The 19,737-nt window shown below is 60.3% G+C and carries 20 protein-coding genes, 1 tRNA gene and 1 pseudogene; 14 read left to right on the plus strand and 8 right to left on the minus strand.

The window, feature by feature from the left end; genetic code table 11:
- The first annotated feature begins 89 nt into the window (after positions 1-89).
- Positions 90-1,379: an NAD(P)/FAD-dependent oxidoreductase gene (locus ACST81_RS11320; RefSeq protein WP_438747676.1), complete on the plus strand. Its 1,290-nt coding sequence runs from the start codon at positions 90-92 to the stop codon at positions 1,377-1,379.
- A 21-nt stretch (positions 1,380-1,400) separates the two neighbouring features.
- Here ACST81_RS11320 and ACST81_RS11325 read toward each other — a convergent pair whose 3' ends face one another.
- On the minus strand, positions 1,401-1,760 hold the full coding sequence (locus ACST81_RS11325; RefSeq protein ID WP_438747679.1) for a DUF4087 domain-containing protein: 360 nt from the start codon (positions 1,758-1,760) through the stop codon (positions 1,401-1,403).
- Between the two features lie 314 nt (positions 1,761-2,074).
- A pseudogene (locus ACST81_RS11330) lies at positions 2,075-2,515 on the minus strand (hypothetical protein); the annotation flags it as partial.
- 264 nt (positions 2,516-2,779) lie between these two features.
- Here ACST81_RS11330 and ACST81_RS11335 point away from each other — a divergent pair.
- The 4 genes from ACST81_RS11335 (at position 2,780) to ACST81_RS11350 (ending at position 6,605) form a co-directional block, all read left to right on the plus strand.
- The gene (locus tag ACST81_RS11335) at positions 2,780-3,442 is read left to right on the plus strand and encodes a TetR/AcrR family transcriptional regulator C-terminal domain-containing protein (RefSeq protein ID WP_438747682.1); all 663 of its coding nucleotides are present in this window, start codon (positions 2,780-2,782) and stop codon (positions 3,440-3,442) included.
- Positions 3,443-3,490: 48 nt separating this feature from the next.
- Positions 3,491-4,510 (plus strand): ketol-acid reductoisomerase, encoded by a 1,020-nt coding sequence (gene ilvC / locus ACST81_RS11340; RefSeq protein WP_438747684.1) that lies wholly within the window; start codon positions 3,491-3,493, stop codon positions 4,508-4,510.
- 374 nt (positions 4,511-4,884) lie between these two features.
- Positions 4,885-5,178 (plus strand): barstar family protein, encoded by a 294-nt coding sequence (locus ACST81_RS11345; protein ID WP_438747687.1) that lies wholly within the window; start codon positions 4,885-4,887, stop codon positions 5,176-5,178.
- A gap of 203 nt (positions 5,179-5,381) precedes the next feature.
- Positions 5,382-6,605: a PLP-dependent aminotransferase family protein gene (locus ACST81_RS11350; RefSeq protein WP_438747690.1), complete on the plus strand. Its 1,224-nt coding sequence runs from the start codon at positions 5,382-5,384 to the stop codon at positions 6,603-6,605.
- Here the strand turns inward: ACST81_RS11350 and ACST81_RS11355 are convergent.
- Positions 6,602-8,269 (minus strand): M20/M25/M40 family metallo-hydrolase, encoded by a 1,668-nt coding sequence (locus tag ACST81_RS11355; protein WP_438747692.1) that lies wholly within the window; start codon positions 8,267-8,269, stop codon positions 6,602-6,604. The two genes, ACST81_RS11350 and ACST81_RS11355, sit on opposite strands and share 4 nt — an antisense overlap.
- A 158-nt stretch (positions 8,270-8,427) precedes the next feature.
- Between ACST81_RS11355 and ACST81_RS11360 the strand changes: the two genes are divergently transcribed.
- From ACST81_RS11360 to ACST81_RS11370, 3 genes are all read left to right on the plus strand, one after another.
- Entirely contained in the window at positions 8,428-8,844 is a 417-nt protein-coding gene (locus ACST81_RS11360; protein ID WP_438747695.1) for an Lrp/AsnC family transcriptional regulator, read from the plus strand.
- A gap of 64 nt (positions 8,845-8,908) precedes the next feature.
- On the plus strand, positions 8,909-9,166 hold the full coding sequence (locus ACST81_RS11365; protein ID WP_438747698.1) for a type II toxin-antitoxin system Phd/YefM family antitoxin: 258 nt from the start codon (positions 8,909-8,911) through the stop codon (positions 9,164-9,166).
- A gap of 2 nt (positions 9,167-9,168) precedes the next feature.
- Positions 9,169-9,576, plus strand: coding sequence for a type II toxin-antitoxin system VapC family toxin (locus ACST81_RS11370; protein WP_438747700.1), 408 nt, complete (start codon positions 9,169-9,171; stop codon positions 9,574-9,576).
- Position 9,577: 1 nt separating this feature from the next.
- On the opposite strand, the gene ACST81_RS11375 is transcribed toward ACST81_RS11370, so the two are convergent.
- The 3 genes from ACST81_RS11375 to ACST81_RS11385 all read right to left on the minus strand — a co-directional run bounded on the left by ACST81_RS11375 (position 9,578) and on the right by ACST81_RS11385 (position 13,206).
- Positions 9,578-10,633, minus strand: coding sequence for an aldo/keto reductase (locus ACST81_RS11375; RefSeq protein WP_438747703.1), 1,056 nt, complete (start codon positions 10,631-10,633; stop codon positions 9,578-9,580).
- A 101-nt stretch (positions 10,634-10,734) separates the two neighbouring features.
- The gene (locus ACST81_RS11380) at positions 10,735-12,636 is read right to left on the minus strand and encodes a CASTOR/POLLUX-related putative ion channel (RefSeq protein WP_438747706.1); all 1,902 of its coding nucleotides are present in this window, start codon (positions 12,634-12,636) and stop codon (positions 10,735-10,737) included.
- A 186-nt stretch (positions 12,637-12,822) separates the two neighbouring features.
- Positions 12,823-13,206, minus strand: a complete 384-nt coding sequence (locus tag ACST81_RS11385; protein WP_438747709.1) for a DUF4189 domain-containing protein — start codon at positions 13,204-13,206, stop codon at positions 12,823-12,825.
- Between the two features lie 208 nt (positions 13,207-13,414).
- Here ACST81_RS11385 and ACST81_RS11390 point away from each other — a divergent pair, with 208 nt between their 5' ends.
- The 4 genes from ACST81_RS11390 (at position 13,415) to ACST81_RS11405 (ending at position 16,493) form a co-directional block, all read left to right on the plus strand.
- Positions 13,415-14,521: an endonuclease/exonuclease/phosphatase family protein gene (locus ACST81_RS11390; RefSeq protein ID WP_438747711.1), complete on the plus strand. Its 1,107-nt coding sequence runs from the start codon at positions 13,415-13,417 to the stop codon at positions 14,519-14,521.
- 9 nt (positions 14,522-14,530) lie between these two features.
- A complete protein-coding gene (locus tag ACST81_RS11395) occupies positions 14,531-15,280 on the plus strand; it encodes an NUDIX hydrolase (protein WP_438747714.1) in 750 nt (249 codons plus the stop codon).
- A gap of 70 nt (positions 15,281-15,350) precedes the next feature.
- Entirely contained in the window at positions 15,351-16,268 is a 918-nt protein-coding gene (locus ACST81_RS11400) for a PhzF family phenazine biosynthesis protein (RefSeq protein ID WP_438753518.1), read from the plus strand.
- A gap of 149 nt (positions 16,269-16,417) precedes the next feature.
- Positions 16,418-16,493 (plus strand) — tRNA-Lys (locus ACST81_RS11405).
- Between the two features lie 135 nt (positions 16,494-16,628).
- Here ACST81_RS11405 and ACST81_RS11410 read toward each other — a convergent pair.
- Positions 16,629-16,841: a hypothetical protein gene (locus ACST81_RS11410; protein WP_438747715.1), complete on the minus strand. Its 213-nt coding sequence runs from the start codon at positions 16,839-16,841 to the stop codon at positions 16,629-16,631.
- Positions 16,842-17,311: 470 nt separating this feature from the next.
- On the opposite strand from ACST81_RS11410, the gene ACST81_RS11415 reads away from it, so the two are divergent.
- Together ACST81_RS11415 and ACST81_RS11420 are read left to right on the plus strand one after the other, a co-directional pair.
- Positions 17,312-19,033 (plus strand): ABC transporter ATP-binding protein, encoded by a 1,722-nt coding sequence (locus ACST81_RS11415; RefSeq protein ID WP_438747717.1) that lies wholly within the window; start codon positions 17,312-17,314, stop codon positions 19,031-19,033.
- A 102-nt stretch (positions 19,034-19,135) separates the two neighbouring features.
- Positions 19,136-19,300, plus strand: coding sequence for a hypothetical protein (locus ACST81_RS11420; protein ID WP_438747719.1), 165 nt, complete (start codon positions 19,136-19,138; stop codon positions 19,298-19,300).
- Positions 19,301-19,376: 76 nt separating this feature from the next.
- Here the strand turns inward: ACST81_RS11420 and ACST81_RS11425 are convergent, their stop codons facing one another.
- A complete protein-coding gene (locus ACST81_RS11425) occupies positions 19,377-19,610 on the minus strand; it encodes a hypothetical protein (RefSeq protein ID WP_438747721.1) in 234 nt (77 codons plus the stop codon).
- Positions 19,611-19,737 lie beyond the last annotated feature (127 nt).

The following is a 19,737-nucleotide window of genomic DNA, read 5'->3' on the forward strand; positions in this document are numbered from 1 at the left end:
ACAGCACGGACGCACGTTAGCCATGCCGAGATCGCAGTTGTCGATCATGCCTGAAGGGTAGAGGCTACTCCAAAACAGGAGAAACGGTCATGGCGTTTGAAAACGCTCATCATGTCGTCGTTGTCGGCGGCGGATTCGGTGGTCTTCAACTTGTGAAGGATCTCAAGGGACTGCCTGTCAGGATCACGTTGATCGACCGGCGCAACCATCATCTGTTCCAGCCATTGCTCTATCAGGTCGCGACGACGCTCCTGGCGACCTCCGAAATCGCCTGGCCGATCCGGCGTGTCTTTCGTGATCGGCCGGAGGTCACGACGCTGCTGGGAGAGGTCAGTGGTGTCGATACGGTCTCAAAGACCATCGCGCTCGAAGGTGGCGAAACGATTGTTTACGACACGCTGGTCCTAGCGACCGGTGCCACCCATGCCTATTTCGGCCGCGATGAATGGGCGCCGGTCGCACCGGGGCTGAAGACGCTGGAGGATGCCACGACCATCCGCCGGCGCATGCTTCTCGCCTTCGAACGGGCGGAACTGGAAAGTGACCCCGCTGTGCGGGATGCGCTTTTGACCTTCACCATTGTCGGAGCGGGACCGACGGGCGTCGAACTGGCGGGCGTCATCGCCGAGCTCGCGCATTTCACCCTGCCAAAGGAATTCCGCACTATCGATACGCGCAAGGCGCGGGTGATGCTCGTCGAGGCGGGGCCGCGCGTGCTGGCGAGTTTCGCCGAGGAGCTGTCCGCCTACGCCCGGACGTCGCTGGAAAAGCTCGGCGTCGAGATCCATACCGGCGAGCGGGTGACGGATTGCACGGCTGAAGGTGTGATGATCGGCGAAAAGTTTATTCCCAGCCGGACAATCGTCTGGGCAGCCGGGGTTCAGGCCTCACCTGCCGCGCAATGGCTGAACGTTGCGGCCGACAAGGCGGGGCGCGTTGTCGTGGAAAACAACCTCACTGCACCGGGTTTGCCGGATGTCTTCGTCATCGGGGATACGGCATCTTTCATTCAGGACGATGGAAAACCGGTGCCGGGCATCGCCCCCGCCGCCAAGCAGCAGGGCGCCTATGTCGCGAAGCTGCTTCGAAACCGGCTGGTTGGCAACACGGCGACGCCGCCCTTCCGCTACCGCCATCAGGGTAGCCTTGCAACGATCGGCAAGCGATCGGCGATCATCGATTTCGGCCGGATCAAGCTCACCGGCGCGCTTGCCTGGTGGATCTGGGGAATCGCCCATATCTACTTCCTGATCGGGACACGAACACGGTTCGCCGTCGCCTGGAGTTGGCTGTGGATCTATCTCACCGGCCAGCATTCGGCGCGGCTGATCACGCAGAAGGAGACGCTGGAGGCGGGAGACGGCAAGCCCGGCTTATAGCTGCTGTCTTGTCGGCAGAGCCTATTGTGGCGAGGTGAGATTGCCGTCGTTCTCGCATTTGGAAAGAGCCAGCTGCTTGAACGACAGGATCTGCGTGATGGTGCCGTCGGCGTCGTCGGTCTCGACCTTCATGCAGGCGCAGGCATAGCCGTAATTGCCATTGGTGGCGACATAGTCTCGCTCGGAAATATCCGGAATCAGGTCCATGCCTTCCGGCCCTTCGCCGCCGCCCTGTGACATGATCGTCCAGCTGCCTTCCGCATCGTCCAGCCACCAGTTTGCCGGTGTCGGGTTCTGCAGCCAGCCGCAACGATTTTCGGCGGCAAATACCGGCGTGGCGGCGAGGGCGGCGACAAGAAGGACGGCGAGGAGGAGTTTCATCGGATGGTCCTCGGGGTTGGTCGTGTGTGGGATCAGGGATGGACGCGCTTGCAGTCGAACATGTCGCCGCTCTCCATGGAAAGCCATTGCAACGACTTTGCTGTCACGCTTGAAAGGGCGATCTGGTAATTGTTGTCGAAGGACAGGATGTAGTTGCCGTCCTCCTTCTCGACCTTGCGGATCGGCTGCGATTCTCCGCCGGAATCGTAGGTCTTGTCGGTGAAGGTAAAGACGCCGACGCCACAATCCCAGCTGCCGATATAAGGCTGCGCACCCTGTTTTGCCGACGCCGGCTCGGCGGCGGTTTCCGCCGCATTGATGCTGGTGATCGCCCAATGCGCCTTGCTGCAATCATCGTTGTCGCAGACGGCGGCCATCCAGACTGCACCATCGGCCAGCATGACGCCGTCGCTGTTGACGAAGATGCTGCTGTATTCCTGATTGGCGACCGCGTCGCGCGGCTCCTGCGGCACCAGCGCATCGAAGTGCTTGCGCATGTCCTTGGCATCGCGAATGTCATAGCTCTCGCCGTTGACGTTGACCCGCAGCGGGTATTCGCCGAGCGCCGCGACCCCGGCCGCGTCGCCATCGCCCATTGCCTCCGTCAGCTTTTCCCAGGCCTTATCGAAGGCGTCGGCGTTGCCATGCAACTGCTCGATCCGGTCATAGACGGCATCCTCGGACTGGCCCGCCGCCGGCACGGCCAAGGTAAGCGGCAGGAGGAAGAGGGCGGCGGACAGGCGGGTGCGGATCATCGGGAACTCCAGCGCGGCGGGCAGGAAGGAGAGGGTAGTGGATGCGGTGCAAAAACAAAACCGGACATCCTTCAATGGCCCAATCCATTTTCGGGGGAGTGCGCGTTTTTGCGGGATTTTTTCTCTGTTCAGGCACGTGCGGAGGTCGGCTTTTATTCGTGCCAAAGCCCTCAAGAAAAAATATCCTTTCGGCCATCGCCGTCCTCCTTGACCGGGCAGCGGCTTTGCGGCATACACTACGTACCGTACCGTACGGTACTCTAGTTGGAGACGAAGTTGCAGCTTGCCGCCCACTCACATCAGCCGGATTATTCGCCGCGCCAGAACGACGTTCTGGACAGCGCGTTGCGGCTGCTGGTCGATGGCGGCGAAAAGGCGCTGACGACGGCGGGTGTTGCACGGGCGGCCAATTGTTCGAAGGAAAGCCTTTACAAGTGGTTCGGTGATCGCGATGGGCTTCTGTCGGCGATGATCGGCTTTCAGGCGAGCAAGGTCCGGACCTTCGATGACGATGCCAGGGCGCTGACGGCAGCGACGTTGCATGATCATCTCGTCGTGTTCGCGCGCGATCTGCTCGAGGTTCTGTCGGGCGACGTCTCGCTGGCGCTGAACCGGCTGGCGATCGGGCAGGCAAGCCGCGAAGGCTCCAAGCTCGGGATGATGCTGCAAGAGCGCGGCCGCCGGCAGATCGGCAAGCGTGCGGGCGCGCTGCTGGAAGCGGGTCGCAAGGCAGGACTTCTGGCATTCGACGACCGCGACGATGCCTATGAAACGCTTTACGGTCTGATCGTTTCCGATCTGCATCTGCGCATGCTGCTCGGCGAGGACAGCGTCAACATGGCGAAAGATTTCGGCCGCAGGGCGGAGAGGGCGGTGTCTGCTTTCCTTCGCCTCTACGGCAGTGAAAAGAGTTCGGCCAAGCCTTGAGGCGGCCGGAAGAGTTTTTAAGAGACAAGCAAAGGGAAGGAAATCAAAATGCGCGTCTATTACGATCGTGATGCCGATCTCAACCTCATCAAGTCCAAGAACGTCGTCATCGTCGGCTACGGCTCCCAGGGCCGCGCCCATGCGCTGAACCTCAAGGATTCGGGCGCCACCAACGTCGCCATCGCGCTGAAGGCCGGTTCACCGACCGTCAAGAAGGCCGAAGCCGATGGCTTCAAGGTCATGACCGTTACTGAGGCCGCCAAGTGGGGCGACCTCCTGATGATGGCAACCCCGGACGAACTGCAAGCCGACATCTACAAGGCCGAAATCGCTCCGAATATCCGTGACGGCGCTGCCATCGCTTTCGCGCACGGCCTCAACGTTCACTTCGGCCTCATCGAGCCGAAGGACACGCTCGACGTCGTCATGATCGCACCGAAGGGCCCGGGCCACACGGTTCGCGGTGAATACCAGAAGGGCGGCGGCGTTCCCTGCCTCGTTGCCGTTGACAAGAACGCATCCGGCAACGCACTCGACCTCGCTCTCTCCTACGCTTGCGGCGTCGGCGGCGGCCGTTCGGGCATCATCGAAACCAACTTCAAGGAAGAGTGCGAAACCGATCTGTTCGGCGAACAGGTCGTTCTGTGCGGCGGTCTCGTCGAGCTGATCCGCGCCGGTTTCGAAACGCTGGTCGAAGGCGGCTACGCGCCGGAAATGGCTTACTTCGAGTGCCTGCACGAAGTGAAGCTGATCGTCGACCTGATCTATGAAGGCGGCATCGCCAACATGAACTACTCGATCTCGAACACAGCCGAATGGGGCGAATACGTTTCCGGCCCGCGCATCATCACGGCCGAAACCAAGGCTGAAATGAAGCGCGTCCTCACCGACATCCAGACGGGCAAGTTCACTTCCGAGTGGATGCAGGAATGGAAGGCCGGTGGCGCTCGCTTCAAGGGTATCCGCCGTAACAACGACGCTCACCAGATCGAAGAAGTCGGCGCCAAGCTGCGCGCCATGATGCCCTGGATCGGCAAGAACAAGCTGGTCGACAAGGCCAAGAACTAATTCTTGCTGCACGGCAAAATTAGCGTGTTGCACTTGCGCAATACTGAAAAGGCCGGAGTTTTTCTCCGGCCTTTTTCGCATTTTTTAGTCTAGTTCCATCAATATTTGGAACTTTCGGCCTTTTGGAGTATTCTCTTCATCAGGAGGATACTGCCATGACAACGTTCTTCTACCATTTCGCCCTGTTCGACGCTTTCATTGTCGGCGCCATCGTCGTGCTCGTCGGGGTGAGCATGTTCGGACATCACGAGGCGTAATGGCCGAATTTCATCGAAAGATCGGGCGCCCGGTATTGGACCGGTGAAGTAGACTTCTGTGTCGATAATCTGCTGGCTTGGTTGACTGACTCGGCATCAACAGCATACCTTTGATGCATGCGAGAAGTTGTTGTCGATTGCTCAGGTATCAGATCGCCCGATGAATTTTGGCAACGCTATCTTGATGCCGCGCAGCCGGAAGATGCGGCGTTCTTTGGTCGAAATCTGGATGCATTCTGGGATGCGATCGGCGGCGGGCTGGGGTGGCCGGGTGATGTGACGCTTGTCCTCTTGCACTCCAACAAACTGTCGACGTTACGAACGATGAACCAAAGCGGGTCGTTTCTCGATGCGTTGAAAGAAATTGCCAAGGAAGCGACTCAGATCAACGTAAAGTTTATCGAAGACTAACGGTCTCATCCGCGATTGAGGCTTCTGCAGCAATGATTCGGCCAGTAGGTCGCTCCGAACTTGCTGCTGCACCACTCCAGTTGATTTGCCTCTCGACAACTGATCACAAAATGTGTTCGGAAGGTGAAATATAGGTCAGTATTATTGACTTATCTGGTGGTCCATGATGTGCTCCGGCAAAAGCATAATCTGAGGAAACGTTCATGCTCGATTGGGAAAACATCTTCGCAACGCGGTCTTCGCGGATGCGCGCTTCGGAAATCCGCGAACTGCTGAAATTGCTGGATCGTCCCGACATCATTTCCTTTGCTGGCGGCATTCCGGATCCGGCGCTATTTCCCGACGAAGCGTTCAAGTCTGCCTATTCCGATATTTTCGGCGGTCCGACCGTGAGCGCCGCCTTGCAATATTCCGTCAGCGAAGGTTACTTGCCGCTGCGCCAATGGCTGGCCGGCCGCATGGCCGCGATCGGCATTCCCTGTGAGCCGGAAAACGTCCTGATCACGTCTGGTTCGCAGCAGGCGCTCGATTATCTCGGCAAGCTGTTCCTCTCGCCAAACGATACCGCGCTGGTGACCTGGCCGACCTATCTCGGCGCACTGCAGGCGTTCAATGCCTATGAGCCGACCTATGACCAGCTGTCCGTGACGGGCAATCGCACGCCACAGGCCTATCGCGATGCGGCGTCGGACGCCGGCGGCCGGGTGAAGTTTGCCTATATGTCGGCCGAGTTCGCCAATCCGACCGGCGAGACGCTGGATTTGGCGGCGCGCGAAAAGGTGCTCGATCTCGCGGAAGAACTGGACATCGCGCTCATCGAGGATGCGGCCTACCAGTCGTTGCGGTATGACGGGGACGCGGTGCCGCCGGTCCTGGCGCTCGAAATCGCCCGCAAGGGCTCGATCAACGAGACCCGCACGATTTATTGCGGCAGTTTCTCTAAGACTCTGGCGCCGGGCCTGCGCGTCGGTTTCGTCGTTGCTGCAATGCCGATCATCCGCAAGCTGGTGCTGATGAAGCAGGCGGCCGACCTGCATTCCTCGACCATCAACCAGATGGCCATCTGCCATGTCGCCGAGCGCGGCTTTGACGCACAGGTCGAGAAGATCCGCGCCGTCTACAGCAAGCGCCGCGATGCGATGCTGGCCGCCTTGGCAAAATACATGCCGAAGGACGTCAGCTGGACGGTGCCGGAAGGCGGCATGTTCGTCTGGCTGACCCTGCCAGCCGGCATGGACGGGGCCGAACTGCTTGCCAAGTCTCTCGTCTCGGCCAAGGTCGCCTTCGTGCCCGGCAAGGCCTTCTTTGCCGATGGTTCCGGCGCCAATACCTGCCGCGTCAGCTTCTCCTGCGCCAACGAGGCGATGATCGATGAGGGCATTTCCCGTCTCGGTCGCCTGATCGGCGAGCAGGCACTGGCGGCCTAATCCTCCGCTGCAAGGCTGGCGAGAGCGGCCTCGTAGATCAGGTCGGGGAGCACGTCGAACGTATAAGGCATGTGAACGCGCTCCCATTTCTGATGATAGTCGCGGCCCCAGGGGCCGATATTGACCACCGGATAGGACAGGAGCCCGTCCGGTGCGTCATCGACAAAGGCGGCGCAGGGCGTGTTCTGCGCCAAAAGTTGCGTCTGTTCGGTCGCCGGGCGATGACCGAAGAAGCTCATGTCGGAAATGCCGGCGAAGAATTGCTTGGCCTTGATGCTCGTTTGATACCGATTCGCGCAGATTTCGGCGGCTGCCATCATGCTGCGCTCGAAGTCGGCACCTTGCTCGCCGGCGCTGTCCAAGTGTACGCGCGGATAGTGTAGGGTGGAAAACCCGATGATCACAAGCGGGCCTTCAAGCCCGGCTTCGGCGAGCGTCGCGGCAACGATCTGGCGCGTGACCGACAGCGGATCCTGACCGTTGGATAGGGAACGATCGAGCGCCGTTATCCGATCGAGCGCCGCTTGTCCGCCGCGTTCGAAGGTTAGCGCGCGAAGCTCGGCGTGGAGCAGGACCTGCCCCTCATGCCGGCGCGCCTCACCGCCGCCCTGCCGTGCGAAGAACGCCTTGGCGTTTTCGGTCTGGGCATCAAGCGCCGTCCGCATTGCGCTGGCGACGGTCGCGCGAAATTCACTGATGATGTCCTCGGGCGTGCGGCGGTGCGTCAGCCAGTTGAACGACATCCAGACATGGGCCGGGGTCGTTACTTCGTAGCCGTGGCGCACGTCCTTGGCTTCGAGGCAGACGGGGGCGGGCGAGAGTTCGCCATGCGCCTCGTCGCAAAGCGCGCTGTTGGTCTCCATTGCCCGCATGATTTCGGCACCGATCAGATGGGCGCTGATGCCGTCGTATGCGTAGCCGGCATGGGTTGGCCGGCCGGCGATGAAGGCGAAGGGCGAGAATTTGCCGACGGAACCCAGATAGACGGCGCGGCCTTCCTCGCCGTCCCCATCATCGCCGCTTGCGTCGAGATTGATGCCGCCGATGATGTCGAGACCGAATTTTTCCGCGACTGCGGGCAGGGCGTCGCGCAGGGCGCGCATGCCGCGTGAACGGTTTTCCTCGTCCGGCGTGGTGACGAAGAGCAGATTGCCGGGCGGCTCTTCCAATTCGGCAAAGCGCTCCAGCGCCGCGATGCCGGCCGCCAGACCGCTTTTCATGTCGAGCAGGCCACGGCCGGCGAGGAAGTCGCCACTCATCAGGTCGGCAAGCGCCTTGTCCTCGGACGGCCTGCGGCTTTTCGCCGACAACTCGTCGATCAGCGCCCTCGTCAGTGGCTCCGGATCGCAGGCAAGCGAGGCCAGTGAGCCGTAATTGGCGATTGAGACCGTATCGAAGTGGCCTGCCAACACCAGGCAGCGGCGGCCCTTTCCACGCACCAGCGCCAGCACGTTCTGCCGGGCCGGCGTGCCGTGGCTGTCGAGTGCCAGCAACTGGTCGGGATGGGCGGCGAAATAGGGCGTTTGCCCGAGAAGGTCCATCAGTCGGCCGGAAAAGGCCGCCTCGTCGTCGCTTTCCGTGACGCTCGGCCAACGGGTCATCTCGACCGATAGTTCGCCGGCGCGCGACAGGGAGTTGCGGAGGTTGGCGGTGCTGGATGGCATGGAATGAATCCTGATGGGCGGGAAGCGAGGCGTCTGCGGGAACGGTCACCGGACTGTAGAGGGTGGTTCGACAAGGCGAAATGGCAAAATCATGGAAATTTGCTTGATATTTCGAGCAAAGTGACAGCTAATGTTGGCGTATTGGATCAGAGGGCCACATGGACAGCACGGACCGGCGGCTGCTGGCGATTCTGAGGACGGACGGTCGCGCCTCCGTCTCGAAGCTGGCGGACATGCTGAAGATTTCGCGCGGCACGGTGCAGAACCGTATCGACAAGCTGACCGCCGACGGCGTCATCGTGGGGTTCACTGTTCGCATTGCTGCAGCCGAGGATCCTCACGCGGTGCGTGCCGTGATGCTGATCGAGATCACCGGCCACAAGACGGTTGCGGTGATCAAGACATTGCGTGGCGTTCCCGAGATCAGGGCGTTGCACACGACCAATGGCGCCTGGGACCTCGTTGCCGAAATCCAGACGGAGAATCTGGGGGAGTTCGATCGCGTTCTGCGCTATATCCGCGCGCTCGATGGCGTGTCGAAATCCGAAACCAGCCTGCTGTTGACGACGATATAGGCCCGAGTATTGCAGTCAATCACCGAAATGACTAGATTGCTGACTAGTCAAGAGGAGAAGCGCGATGCGCGAATGGCCGGTTCAGGACGCGAAAGCACATTTCAGCGAACTTCTTGATACATGCTTGAACGAAGGGCCGCAGGTCGTTTCCCGGCGAGGCGAGGCGAAAGCGGTCCTCGTTCCCTTGGAAGAATGGAATGACCTCAACAAGCGGGCAACTCCGAGCTTGAAAGATATCCTGTTGGCTGATGAGCCTCGGTTCGAGATGGATATCTCGTCGCGCACCAACTGGACATGGCGTTCAGTGTCAGTCGAGGAATAGGCGTGTATCTCCTCGATACCAATGTCATTTCCGAACTCCGCCGGCCGAAACCGCATGGCGCTGTTCTGGCGTGGATTGCTGCGACGGACGAACGCATGCTCGCCGTATCAGCAATCACCATAGGAGAAATTCAGCAAGGGATCGAAGCCGCCCGCGAGCAGGACGGCCAGCGGACTCAGATCATTGAGGCATGGCTCCGGCAGATGATGCAAAGCATGAGCGTCCTGCCGCTGGACGGTCCCTGCATGATCGAATGGGCCAAGCTCATGCATCGGCGTTCGCAACATCTCGTCGCCGATGCGATGATCGCCGCGACGGCAATCGTTCACGGTCGCACGGTCGTCACCCGTAACGTGCGGGATTTCGAGCATTTCCCGGTGCGATTGCTCAACCCGTTTGAGGCCCAATAGATTATCCGGGAATATGCGGTCCCAGCAGTGACAGGTCGGCTTCGCCCAGCCTGTCGGAGGCGGTGCGCAACTGGTGCCAGTAGGGATATATAACCGGTGGGGCGCTGACTTCGTCGAGGCGCCGGCGTTCTTCTGCCGAGAGCACGAGGTCGGCTGCAGCGAGATTGTCCCTGAACTGGGCCTCCGTGCGACCGCCGACGATCACCGAGGTGACGGCCTTGCGACCGATCAGCCAGGCAATCGCGACCTGCGCGGCCGAGACGTTGCGGCTCCCGGCAATGTCGCCCAACACATCGACGATCGCCCAGAGGCGGTCCTCGTTGCGGATCGGCGGTTCGTCCCAGCCGGCCAGTTGCCGCGAGCCTTCCGCTGTCTTGTCGCGCCGGTGTTTTCCCGAGAGCAGGCCGCCGGCAAGGGGGCTCCAGACGAGCACGGCGAGGCCTTGGTCGATCGAGATCGGCAGCAGTTCATATTCGGCGTCGCGCGATTCCAGCGTGTAATGAATCTGCTGGCTGACGAAGCGCTGCCGGTGCTCCTGTGTGCTGACGCCGAGCGCCTTCATGATGTGCCAGCCGGAAAAGTTGGAGCAGCCGATATAGCGGACCTTGCCGTGGCGCACGAGCGTGTCGAGTGCTTCCATGGTTTCCTCGACCGGCGTCTGGCCGTCCCATTCGTGCACCTGGTAGAGGTCGATCACATCGGTTTTCAGGCGCCGTAGGCTGTCTTCACAGGCACGGATGAGATGGTGGCGCGACAGGCCGCGATCGTTCGGCCCTTCGCCCATCGGAAAGCGGGCCTTGGTGGCGATGAGAACGCCGTTTTTGCGCTTGCCGCCGAGCGCTTCGCCAATGATCTCCTCGGAAACACCGGCGGAATAGGCGTCTGCGGTATCGATCAGGTTGACGCCGGCATCGAGGCAGATGTCGATCAGCCGACTCGCTTCATCCAGCCCCTGCGTTCCCACCATCGAGGCCCAGCCCTTGCCGCCGATCGTCATCGTGCCCATCGTCAGTGTTGAAACCTTGAGGCCGGAGCGGCCGAGGAGGCGATATTCCATGATGATGTCCTGCTGTTCGTGGCGGGGAGGGTACGCGACAATCTAAGGCAATCGGCCGAAACGGAAAGGGCAAAAGATGGCTTTTGCCCTTTCGCTATCGATTATTCCCTGGCAAGCACGATGACGCGGTCGCTTGCGCTGTAGAGCAGCTTTTCGGATTTCGAGGGATTGACGACGACGCCGCCGAGACGGCGCGGATCCGCGTCGCCCTCACGCTGGCGACGGTAACCGATCGCCACCTCGCCACGGCGCAGGGCGGCGAGGCAGAGCGTATAGAAGGTCACGGGCTCGCCGATCGTGACATATTCGCTGACCGGCCGCATGTAGATTTCCGATCCATCCTCATCAAGCAATTCGTCGAAGATCGCCGCCATGCGCTCGTTCTCGGAGGCCTGCGCCAGCATGAGGCTGACCAGCTTGTTGCTGACGACGAAATCATCGGCGCGAGTGACTTCCGCCAGTTCCCGGTTGCGCACATCCGTCATCTCGCTGACGACGCTGATATGGCGACCGGCCTTTTCGGCGATCTTGCGCAACTGCAGGAGTGTCACGAGGGTGCGGGTGTCGGCCGGCTGCGGCGCCATGTGGTCGCTGTAGCCCAAAACCAGCACATGGTCATAGCTCGGGATATCGAGCGCATCGAGTTCGGCGCGGTTGCTGGTGTCGATGATGTGATGATCGATCGCCATGTTGCCGTTGGCAATGCTGAGCGCGGCGATCTCCGCTTCCAGTTCCGGCGTATCGCCGGCAATGGTCAGCAGCGAGCCGGGCGCGACATAACGCGACAGCTCATAGGCGATGATTGGCCCGCGACGGTTCCAGCCGAGAATGAGGGTCCGTTCCGGCGCCTGTCCGCGCGCCGCGACGGGTAGGATGGCTTCCTTTTCGATGCGGATCTCATTGTTGCCGGATTTGATCGCGTCGTCATCCTCGGCAATGATGATGGCGCGCTCGCCATCCTTGAAGACGCGGCTCGGTGCCGGGTTGAGATGCACCTTGCCCTCTTCGTCGCACAGACCGATCAACGTCGATGTCTCATAGGCCATGACGGCGGCGGCAAAGCTCTTGCCGGTAAGGTCCGGCTGCGCCAGCGTGTAAATCTCGCATCCATCGAAATCGAGCAGTTCGGAATAGACGGCGCTGAGGCCCGACTGGCGGCTGGAATGTACGACGATGCGGGAGATGAGGTCGTCGGCGAGGATCAGCTGCAATTCGTTGCCGCCGACGATGCGGGCGACATCGGCATTGCTGCTGTCGCGGATTTCGGCGGCGATCTGATAGGGCTTCGCCCGCCTGTCCGGACCGTTGACCAGCGCAAGCACACTCTTGATGACCTGGGAATCCGGGTCGTCTCCCTCCGGCGACAAGACGATCACCGAACGCGACGTCTGGGGGTTGACGATGTTGAGGTCGTAGAGGTCGGTCGGGTCGCCGCTACGGCAGATGATCTTGGTGTTCTTCAGATCGGCCACCTTGGTGGCAATCTCGTCTTCCATTTCCACCTTGTCCCTGGAGGCCATGATGACGATGCGGGGTTTCCTGCGGCTGGTATTGGCGATCACAAGTTCTGAAATGACGTCGAAGATCGAGGGCGACCAGTTGAGAATGATGGTGTGGTCGCTCTCCAGCACCTGGGAACGGCCCTTGCGCAAGTCTTCCAGCTTGTTTTCAAGCCCGGCGCTGAGCACGCCGATCAGGGCGGAGAACACGAAGATGCCGGCGATGGTGACGAACAGCGAAACACCGCGGAAGCCCCAGCCGACGTCGCCGCCCATCGCTCCGGCATCCATGGTGCGCATCAGCGATTCCCAAGCGCCTTCGATGAAGCTGACCGGTTCTCCGCCTTCGGGCGCGATCTGGGTTATCGCCAGGAAGGCGCCGGCAAGGATGATGACAATGAGAGAAATGATTGCCAGCCAGCCGATCAGGGCGATCGGGCCTGCTGCCATGCTCCTGTCGAACGCATAGCGCAGCCGCGCCCCCCATGCCGTACCCTTGCTCATTGAAAGTCCCCCAGACGCCGCAATATGGCAGCCATTTTCGAATCGCAGACATTCCTAATGTAATCAATAGGTTTAGACAGCTGAAAAGCGAATCCGCAGGGGTTGTTTGCTGCGCATTTCGCTACAAACCTTCAAATCCGTTTTCGCCGGTCTGTTTCAGAGGGCGACTCCTGCCGGAAAAGCGTTTCAGTATCCGCCGGAGCATTGCCAGCGGATCACCTGGCAGTTGTAGGAGTGGCGCGCGCAGGCCGCGATTGCCGCGCGTTGCGCTCGGCGGCTGTTTTGCGCCCAGTCGGCGCCCCAGCCGCCGTCCGGTCCCCTTGCGACCGCGCCGCAACTGTTCTTGAACCAGATCGCCACGCGGCAGTCGCTGGCATTCTTGTAGCAATAGGATTGGGCGACGCCCTCGGCTTCCCAGCGGGAGCGGTAATCGTGCGACCATCCGGTCGCGCCCGTGGCGGGCGACAGCGAAATCGCCCCGAAACTGTCGGCGCGTGCAGTGGCGATACCGCCGGTCAGGCAAACGGCGGCCGTAAGAATGGTTTTCGTCGCCCAATGGAACGTTCGCATGTTCTCCCCCCGATGCTCCCGAAAAGGTCTTCGACCGATCATGTGCATCGGCAACGGTTGGACAAGAACCTTTATTCAGCCGGATGCGATGGCCCCAATTTTGGTGCAGATGTTGACGTCGCGAAGGCGTGATCGCGATGGGGAGAAAGACGTTCGACTTTTACCGGCGATTGGCTAAAGTCGCGCCAATCGCAGCCGGAATTCGCTGATGTCCCTTCGCCTCGCCACCTTCAATATCGAAAACCTGATGAGCAGGTTCGATTTTTCCGGCTTCCGCAACCAACTCAAGCAGGATCGCGTGCTGCGGCTGTTCGACGTAAAGAGCGAGGCGGAATATCAGCGACTGGAGGAAGCCCGCACGATCGCGCATACCGACGATACGCGGCAGATGTCGGCCTTGGCGATCGCCGACTGCGACGCCGATATCCTCTGCCTGCAGGAAGCCGACAACATGACGGCGCTGCAGGCGTTCGAATATGGCTATCTCTTCCGCATGGTCGGTAATGGCTACCGGCAGAAATACCTGATCGAAGGCAATGACAGCCGTGGCATCGACGTCGCGGTGCTGGTACGCGAGGAGACGCGCGATGGACAGAAGATCGAATGCGTCGAGGTCAAGTCCCATGCCAGCCTCACCTATGCCGATCTCGGTCTGTTCAATGACGCTCTGGCGGCCACCAATGTACCGGGCGACCGGATCTTCAAGCGGGACTGCCTGGAGCTCGACTTCCGCATCGGCGGACGGCCGTTCACGCTATTCGTCGTCCATTTCAAGTCGATGGGGCCGGCGCGAGACGGGGTGGACGGGCGCACCGCGACGATGCCGGTTAGAACGGCGGAAGCCGCCGCCGTCCGGCGCATCATCGAGAACCGGTTCGGGCCTGGCAATCTCGCGGGCAAGATGTTCGCCGTCTGTGGCGACATGAACGACTACCAGGAGCGCGTCGATGTGCTCGGCGACCGGCGCAACGGCTACAGTTTCGAGCCGAAGCAGGAAGCGGTCAGCGCGCTCGATGTGTTCAGCCATGACGGCTTCGTCGAAAACGCGCTGCGGCGGCGCCCGGAATTGGACCGCTGGACCCTGTTTCACAGCCGAGGCCCCGAGGAGCGGCATCTCTGCCAGCTCGATTACATCTGGCTGTCAAAGGCCTTGGCCGAGCGCAATCCGGCCAGCGTGCCGGAGATCATCCGCAGCGGCCAGCCTTACCGGACTATCTTTCCAAAGGGGCAGGAGGTCGAGCGCTATCCGAGAACCGGTTGGGACCGCCCGAAGGCATCCGACCATTGCCCCGTCGTCATTTCCATCAACGTGTGATTCCTCCCCATGCATGACCTGAAATCGAACCTGACCACCAACATGACCGAATGGCCGCCGGAGCGACGGATATTTCCCGTCACCGGCATCGAACTGCGCGTCATGGACGGGCCGCATCCCTATTGTGTGTCCGAACAGAACGCGATCTCGGCCAACTGGGCTGAGGAGATCGCTGCCAATCCCGCGCTTTATGACGGTCGCATGCTGCTGCCGCGTGCGATTGGCATCGAAAACGGTCGCATTCGCGGCGAAAGCCATATCGTGCCGTTCTCGGCCTTCCTGCTGTGGCGCAAGACGCGGCCTGTCGACTTGGCGCTGCACCTGTTCGGCCTGCCGGTGATCGTGTCTTCCGATGGAGCCGTCATTGCCATTCGCATGGGCAAGCACACGTCCAATCCCGGTCGCGTCTATTGTGCGGCGGGCTCGCTCGACCCCGAGGATATTCGCGACGGGATCTGCGACATGGACGGCAACATGGCGCGCGAAGTGCTCGAAGAGACCGGTGTAGCGCTTGCAGATGCCGAGAGCGTGTCGGATTTCCATGCCCTGCATGACCGGGGCGTCATCACGGTGCTGCGTGTCTACCGCTTTGCCGAGACCGCGGACGAACTGATCATGCGCATCGGCCGCCATATCGCCGAAGACCCGGAGCCGGAGATCGACGAGGCGCTGGCGATCCGCCGTGCCGAGCCGGGGCTGCACGCGTATCTGCCCTTCATGCCGCCGATCCTGGACTGGGCTTTGAACGGCGGACGGTGATGGTTTGCGCTTGCCGCCCGTTGTTTGGCGTGCAAGGTCTGTGGCCAAGGAAACAGACAGGGAGCTGATGGTGGCACGACGCTACGCAATCTACGATGTTTTCACCGCCAACACGCTGGAGGGAAACCCGCTGGCCGTGGTCTTTGACGGCGATGGTCTGAGTGACAAGGCCATGCAGGCGATTGCCGGCGAGTTCAACCTGTCGGAGACGGTCTTCATCAGGCCTGCGGAAAACCCCGCACATACGGCACGGCTGCGGATTTTCGCACCCGGCTACGAATTGCCCTTTGCCGGCCATCCGACCGTGGGAGCGGCGATCGCGCTTGCTGAAAATTCACGCAGGTCTGGCGAGGGTGACTACGATCTCGTCCAGATGCTGGAAGAAAATGTCGGCCCGGTACGCTGCGCCGTTCGCCACAAGGCGGGATCGGCGACATTCGCCGAATTCGATGTGCCGCGAAAGTCGGCGCAACTCGAGGCCCGCTTCGATCGCCAGGCGCTCGCCGATGCTTTCAGCCTGAAGTCGACGCAGATTGGGTTCGAGAACCACGTTCCGTCGTTCTGGACCGCCGGCGTGCCGTTTGTAATGATGCCTGTGCACGATGTCGCTGCAGCCGGCGCCATCGAATTCGACGCGGCCGCCTGGGAGCAGGTGACACCGATGGCCGACGGCCGGCTCGCCAGCGCCTATGTCTACTGCCGCGGCGGGGTCAACCACATCGCGCGCTTTCACACGCGCATGTTCGCGCCGGCCATGGGGATCACCGAGGATCCGGCAACCGGGGCGGCGGTCGCCGCTTTTTCAGGCGCCATCCATCATTTCGACCAACTGATCGACGGCCATCATCCCTTCCTGATCGAACAGGGCGTGGAGATGGGGCGACCGTCGCTGCTGCACCTGCACATTGACGTTGCCGGCGGTGAAATCGCGGCTTCGCGGATCGGCGGGCAGGCGGTGAAGATCGCGGCCGGTGAACTTTATCTTTGAAAAACAGGCCTTAAAGCGCCCACACAGATTTTTTTGCAAAATCCGAAAGAAAATCGCCTGGGGAACTGGACAAGCCTGGCGAAGGCCATTATACGCCCCATCAGACCACGGCAACGGCGGTCTTGAGGCCGCAGCGAAGCGGTTTTGGCGGGTGATTAGCTCAGTTGGTAGAGCAGCTGACTCTTAATCAGCGGGTCCACGGTTCGAGCCCGTGATCACCCACCATTCTTCTCTTTTTCCACAGCGAATGAAGGATGACCTTGCGGCGCAAGGTCATCGGTGTTCCGCATTTCACGCGGCGAGGTTCCTGCTGTCCGCGTCGAGAACGCTGCGCGGCGGACCGAGCCCGCCGCTGCGGAATCAGAAGAACTTGCGGCTCTTCAACACTTTGCCCAGAACGCTGACGCTTTCCTTGACGGTGATGGACTTGGGGACCTTCTTTCCGCTGGCATTTTCGGATTCAAGGTGGAAATGAAGCGTTGCTCCTTCCCCGCTTTCGGTGACGTACATGACTTTGGAAAAATCGACCAGTGCCGATTTCCCGGTGCTCAGGGTTACAAAGTGCCAGAACAAAGCGACCTCCTTATATTTGAAAATTCTGTTTCAGTGCAGTATTACATACACATGTTGTGACCATTGGTTGAAACGTTTTTTGTTTTCATCCGTGACGGAATAACGCTGTACAAATTTACACCGGTAAGTCCAGACACAATGCCGGTACCCCACTAACGGGCGGTCGTCACGTTTTATTCATTTAGAATCATGAGCAGAAGCTCAATGCTGTTTATGGGGCAAGCCGGCGCTGAGGTCCAACAGGGCTTGCAGTTGGGTCAATACTGAAGATTTATGTCAAACAGATTGCATGAATTCCAACAGTTGGCACATGGTGTCGACGTCATTTGGGCAAAGTTGCTTGTTGTTCCGCCCGAACCGATTAAAAGAAGCGCCGATTGCAATACAGCGCGCGCGCCCGCGCCCGTCAAGCCCGCGCGTAGATTCCGGCGCCTGTCTCCCGGCCAGGCTCCGAAAAGGACCCAAGACATATGCGCGATCTTATCGGACGCTTCTTTGCCTATTATCGGCCACATCGCCGGCTGTTTCTCCTGGATTTTTCCTGCGCCGTGGCGTCGGGCCTGCTGGAGCTTGGCTTTCCGGTTGCGGTGAAGCTGTTTATCGACGTGCTTTTGCCGACCGGACAATGGGGATATGTCGCGCTTGCCTCCGCCGGGTTGATGGCGATCTACGTCATCAACGGTGGACTGATGGCGATCGTGACCTATTGGGGACATATGCTCGGTATCAACATCGAGACAGAGATGCGGCGCAAGGCTTTCGATCATCTGCAAAAACTCTCCTTCGGCTACTTCGACAACCAGAAGACCGGTCATCTTGTGGCGCGCTTGACGAAGGATCTCGAGGAAATCGGCGAGGTGGCCCACCATGGTCCGGAAGACGTGTTCATTGCCATCATAACGCTGATTGGTGCTTTTCTGCTGATGGCTTCGGTCAATCCGAAGCTCGCGTTGATTACCGCATTGGTGCTGCCGCTGACGGCCTGGCTGACGACACGCTATGGCGGCCGGATGACGCGAAACTGGCAGGCGCTCTATAACCGGGTCGGTGACTTCAATGCTCGCATCGAGGAGAATGTCGGCGGCATCCGCGTGGTCCAGGCCTTCGCCAACGAGGACCACGAGCGCGGCCTGTTCGAGGCGGACAACCAGCGCTATCGTAAGACCAAGCTCGACGCCTACCGGATCATGGCGGTATCGACCACGCTGAGCTACCTCTCGATGCGGCTGGTGCAGATGGTGGTGCTCGTCGCCGGCAGCTATTTCGTCCTGCAGGGAGAATTGACGGCGGGCGGTTTTGTCGGGTTCCTGCTTTTGGTCGGTGTGTTCTTCCGTCCGGTCGACAAGATCAACTCGGTGATTGAAACCTATCCGAAAGGCATTGCCGGCTTTCGTCGTTATGTCGATTTCCTCGATACGCGTCCGGATATCGCCGACCGCCCGGGCGCCCGTGACGTCACAGCGCTGAAGGGAGATATCCGCTATGTTGGGGCAGGATTCGGCTATCAGCAGTCGAAGGCGATCCTGGATGAACTGACGATCGATATTCGTGCCGGCGAGACCATTGCCTTTGTTGGTCCCTCGGGCGCCGGCAAGACGACGATCTGCGCGTTGCTGCCGCGCTTCTATGAAGTGACGACCGGATCAATCACCATCGATGACATCGATATCCGCGATATGAGCCTTCGGTCGCTTCGAAACCAGATCGGCATCGTCAGCCAGGATGTCTTTCTGTTTGCCGGTACGTTCCGCGAGAATATCGCTTATGGGCGGCTGGACGCCACCGAGGCCGAGATCGTCGAGGCTGCGCGCAAGGCGCGGCTGGAGGGCGTCATCGCCGACCTGCCGCAGGGGCTGGATACCGTCGTCGGAGAGCGCGGGGTGAAACTGTCGGGTGGCCAGAAGCAGCGGCTCGCCATTGCCCGCATCTTCCTGAAGAACCCACCGATTCTTATTCTCGACGAGGCGACCTCGGCGCTCGATACCGAAACCGAGCGCGCCATCCAGCAATCCCTGACGGAACTGTCTAAGGGGCGCACGACGCTGGTCATCGCCCACCGGCTGGCGACGATCACCCAGGCTGACCGCATCCTCGTGGTCAACGAAGGCAGGATCGTCGAGGATGGCAGCCATGCCGAGCTTTTGAAGCAGGACGGGCTCTATCGCCGGCTGAGCCAGTTGCAGGCGGGATAGACATCCAGCCCTGCGCAAGAATTCTCTAAAGGAACCTTGGCGGCCACGCGGCGTTTCAATCGTCTACCTGTACCAGTGATGTTTTGAAAAAGGAGGCAGGTCATGACTTCCCGCATGGTGATGATGGGTGTCTATGGTCTCGTGGTCGGCGCGATCCTGAGTATCCTCGTCGTTCAATATTTCGCACCCGACGACAGCAACAAGAGTACAACGCCACCGAACCCTCTGGTGGTGACGCCGGAAAACGCGGCGCAGGAGACCGAGTGACTACAGCGCCGCGCGTCAAAAATGACGCGCAAAGGTCGCTGTAAACTTTGATTATGTAGCAGCTCCTTTTGCGATGTCAGGCGCTGATGGCAAGGTCCGGCTGCAGGGCGGCCTCGCATGCGCGCATCAAAGCTTCCGGATCGCGCTGGCCACCCTGATAGAGCCGCACAATAAGGTTCGCGCAGATTTCCATGTCGGCATCCGACCGGCTCTTTTGACGGTTTTCGCAAAACTGATCGAATACCATCCGAAGCGCATCAATGTCCTCGGCACACAGAGCGTCCATATAGGGGCTGAGAGTCATGGTCATCCATCCTCCAATTGGCGGAAGCAATCGACTTCCCGGGTCCGGCGTCGTTAACGCCAGCCACGATGGTCGCAGTGTATCCCCTTTCGAAATTACCGCCATTCAATAAGACATGATCGGATATTGGCGG

The organism is Pararhizobium sp. O133, from assembly GCF_051669845.1.
Taxonomy (GTDB): Bacteria; Pseudomonadota; Alphaproteobacteria; order Rhizobiales; family Rhizobiaceae; genus Pararhizobium.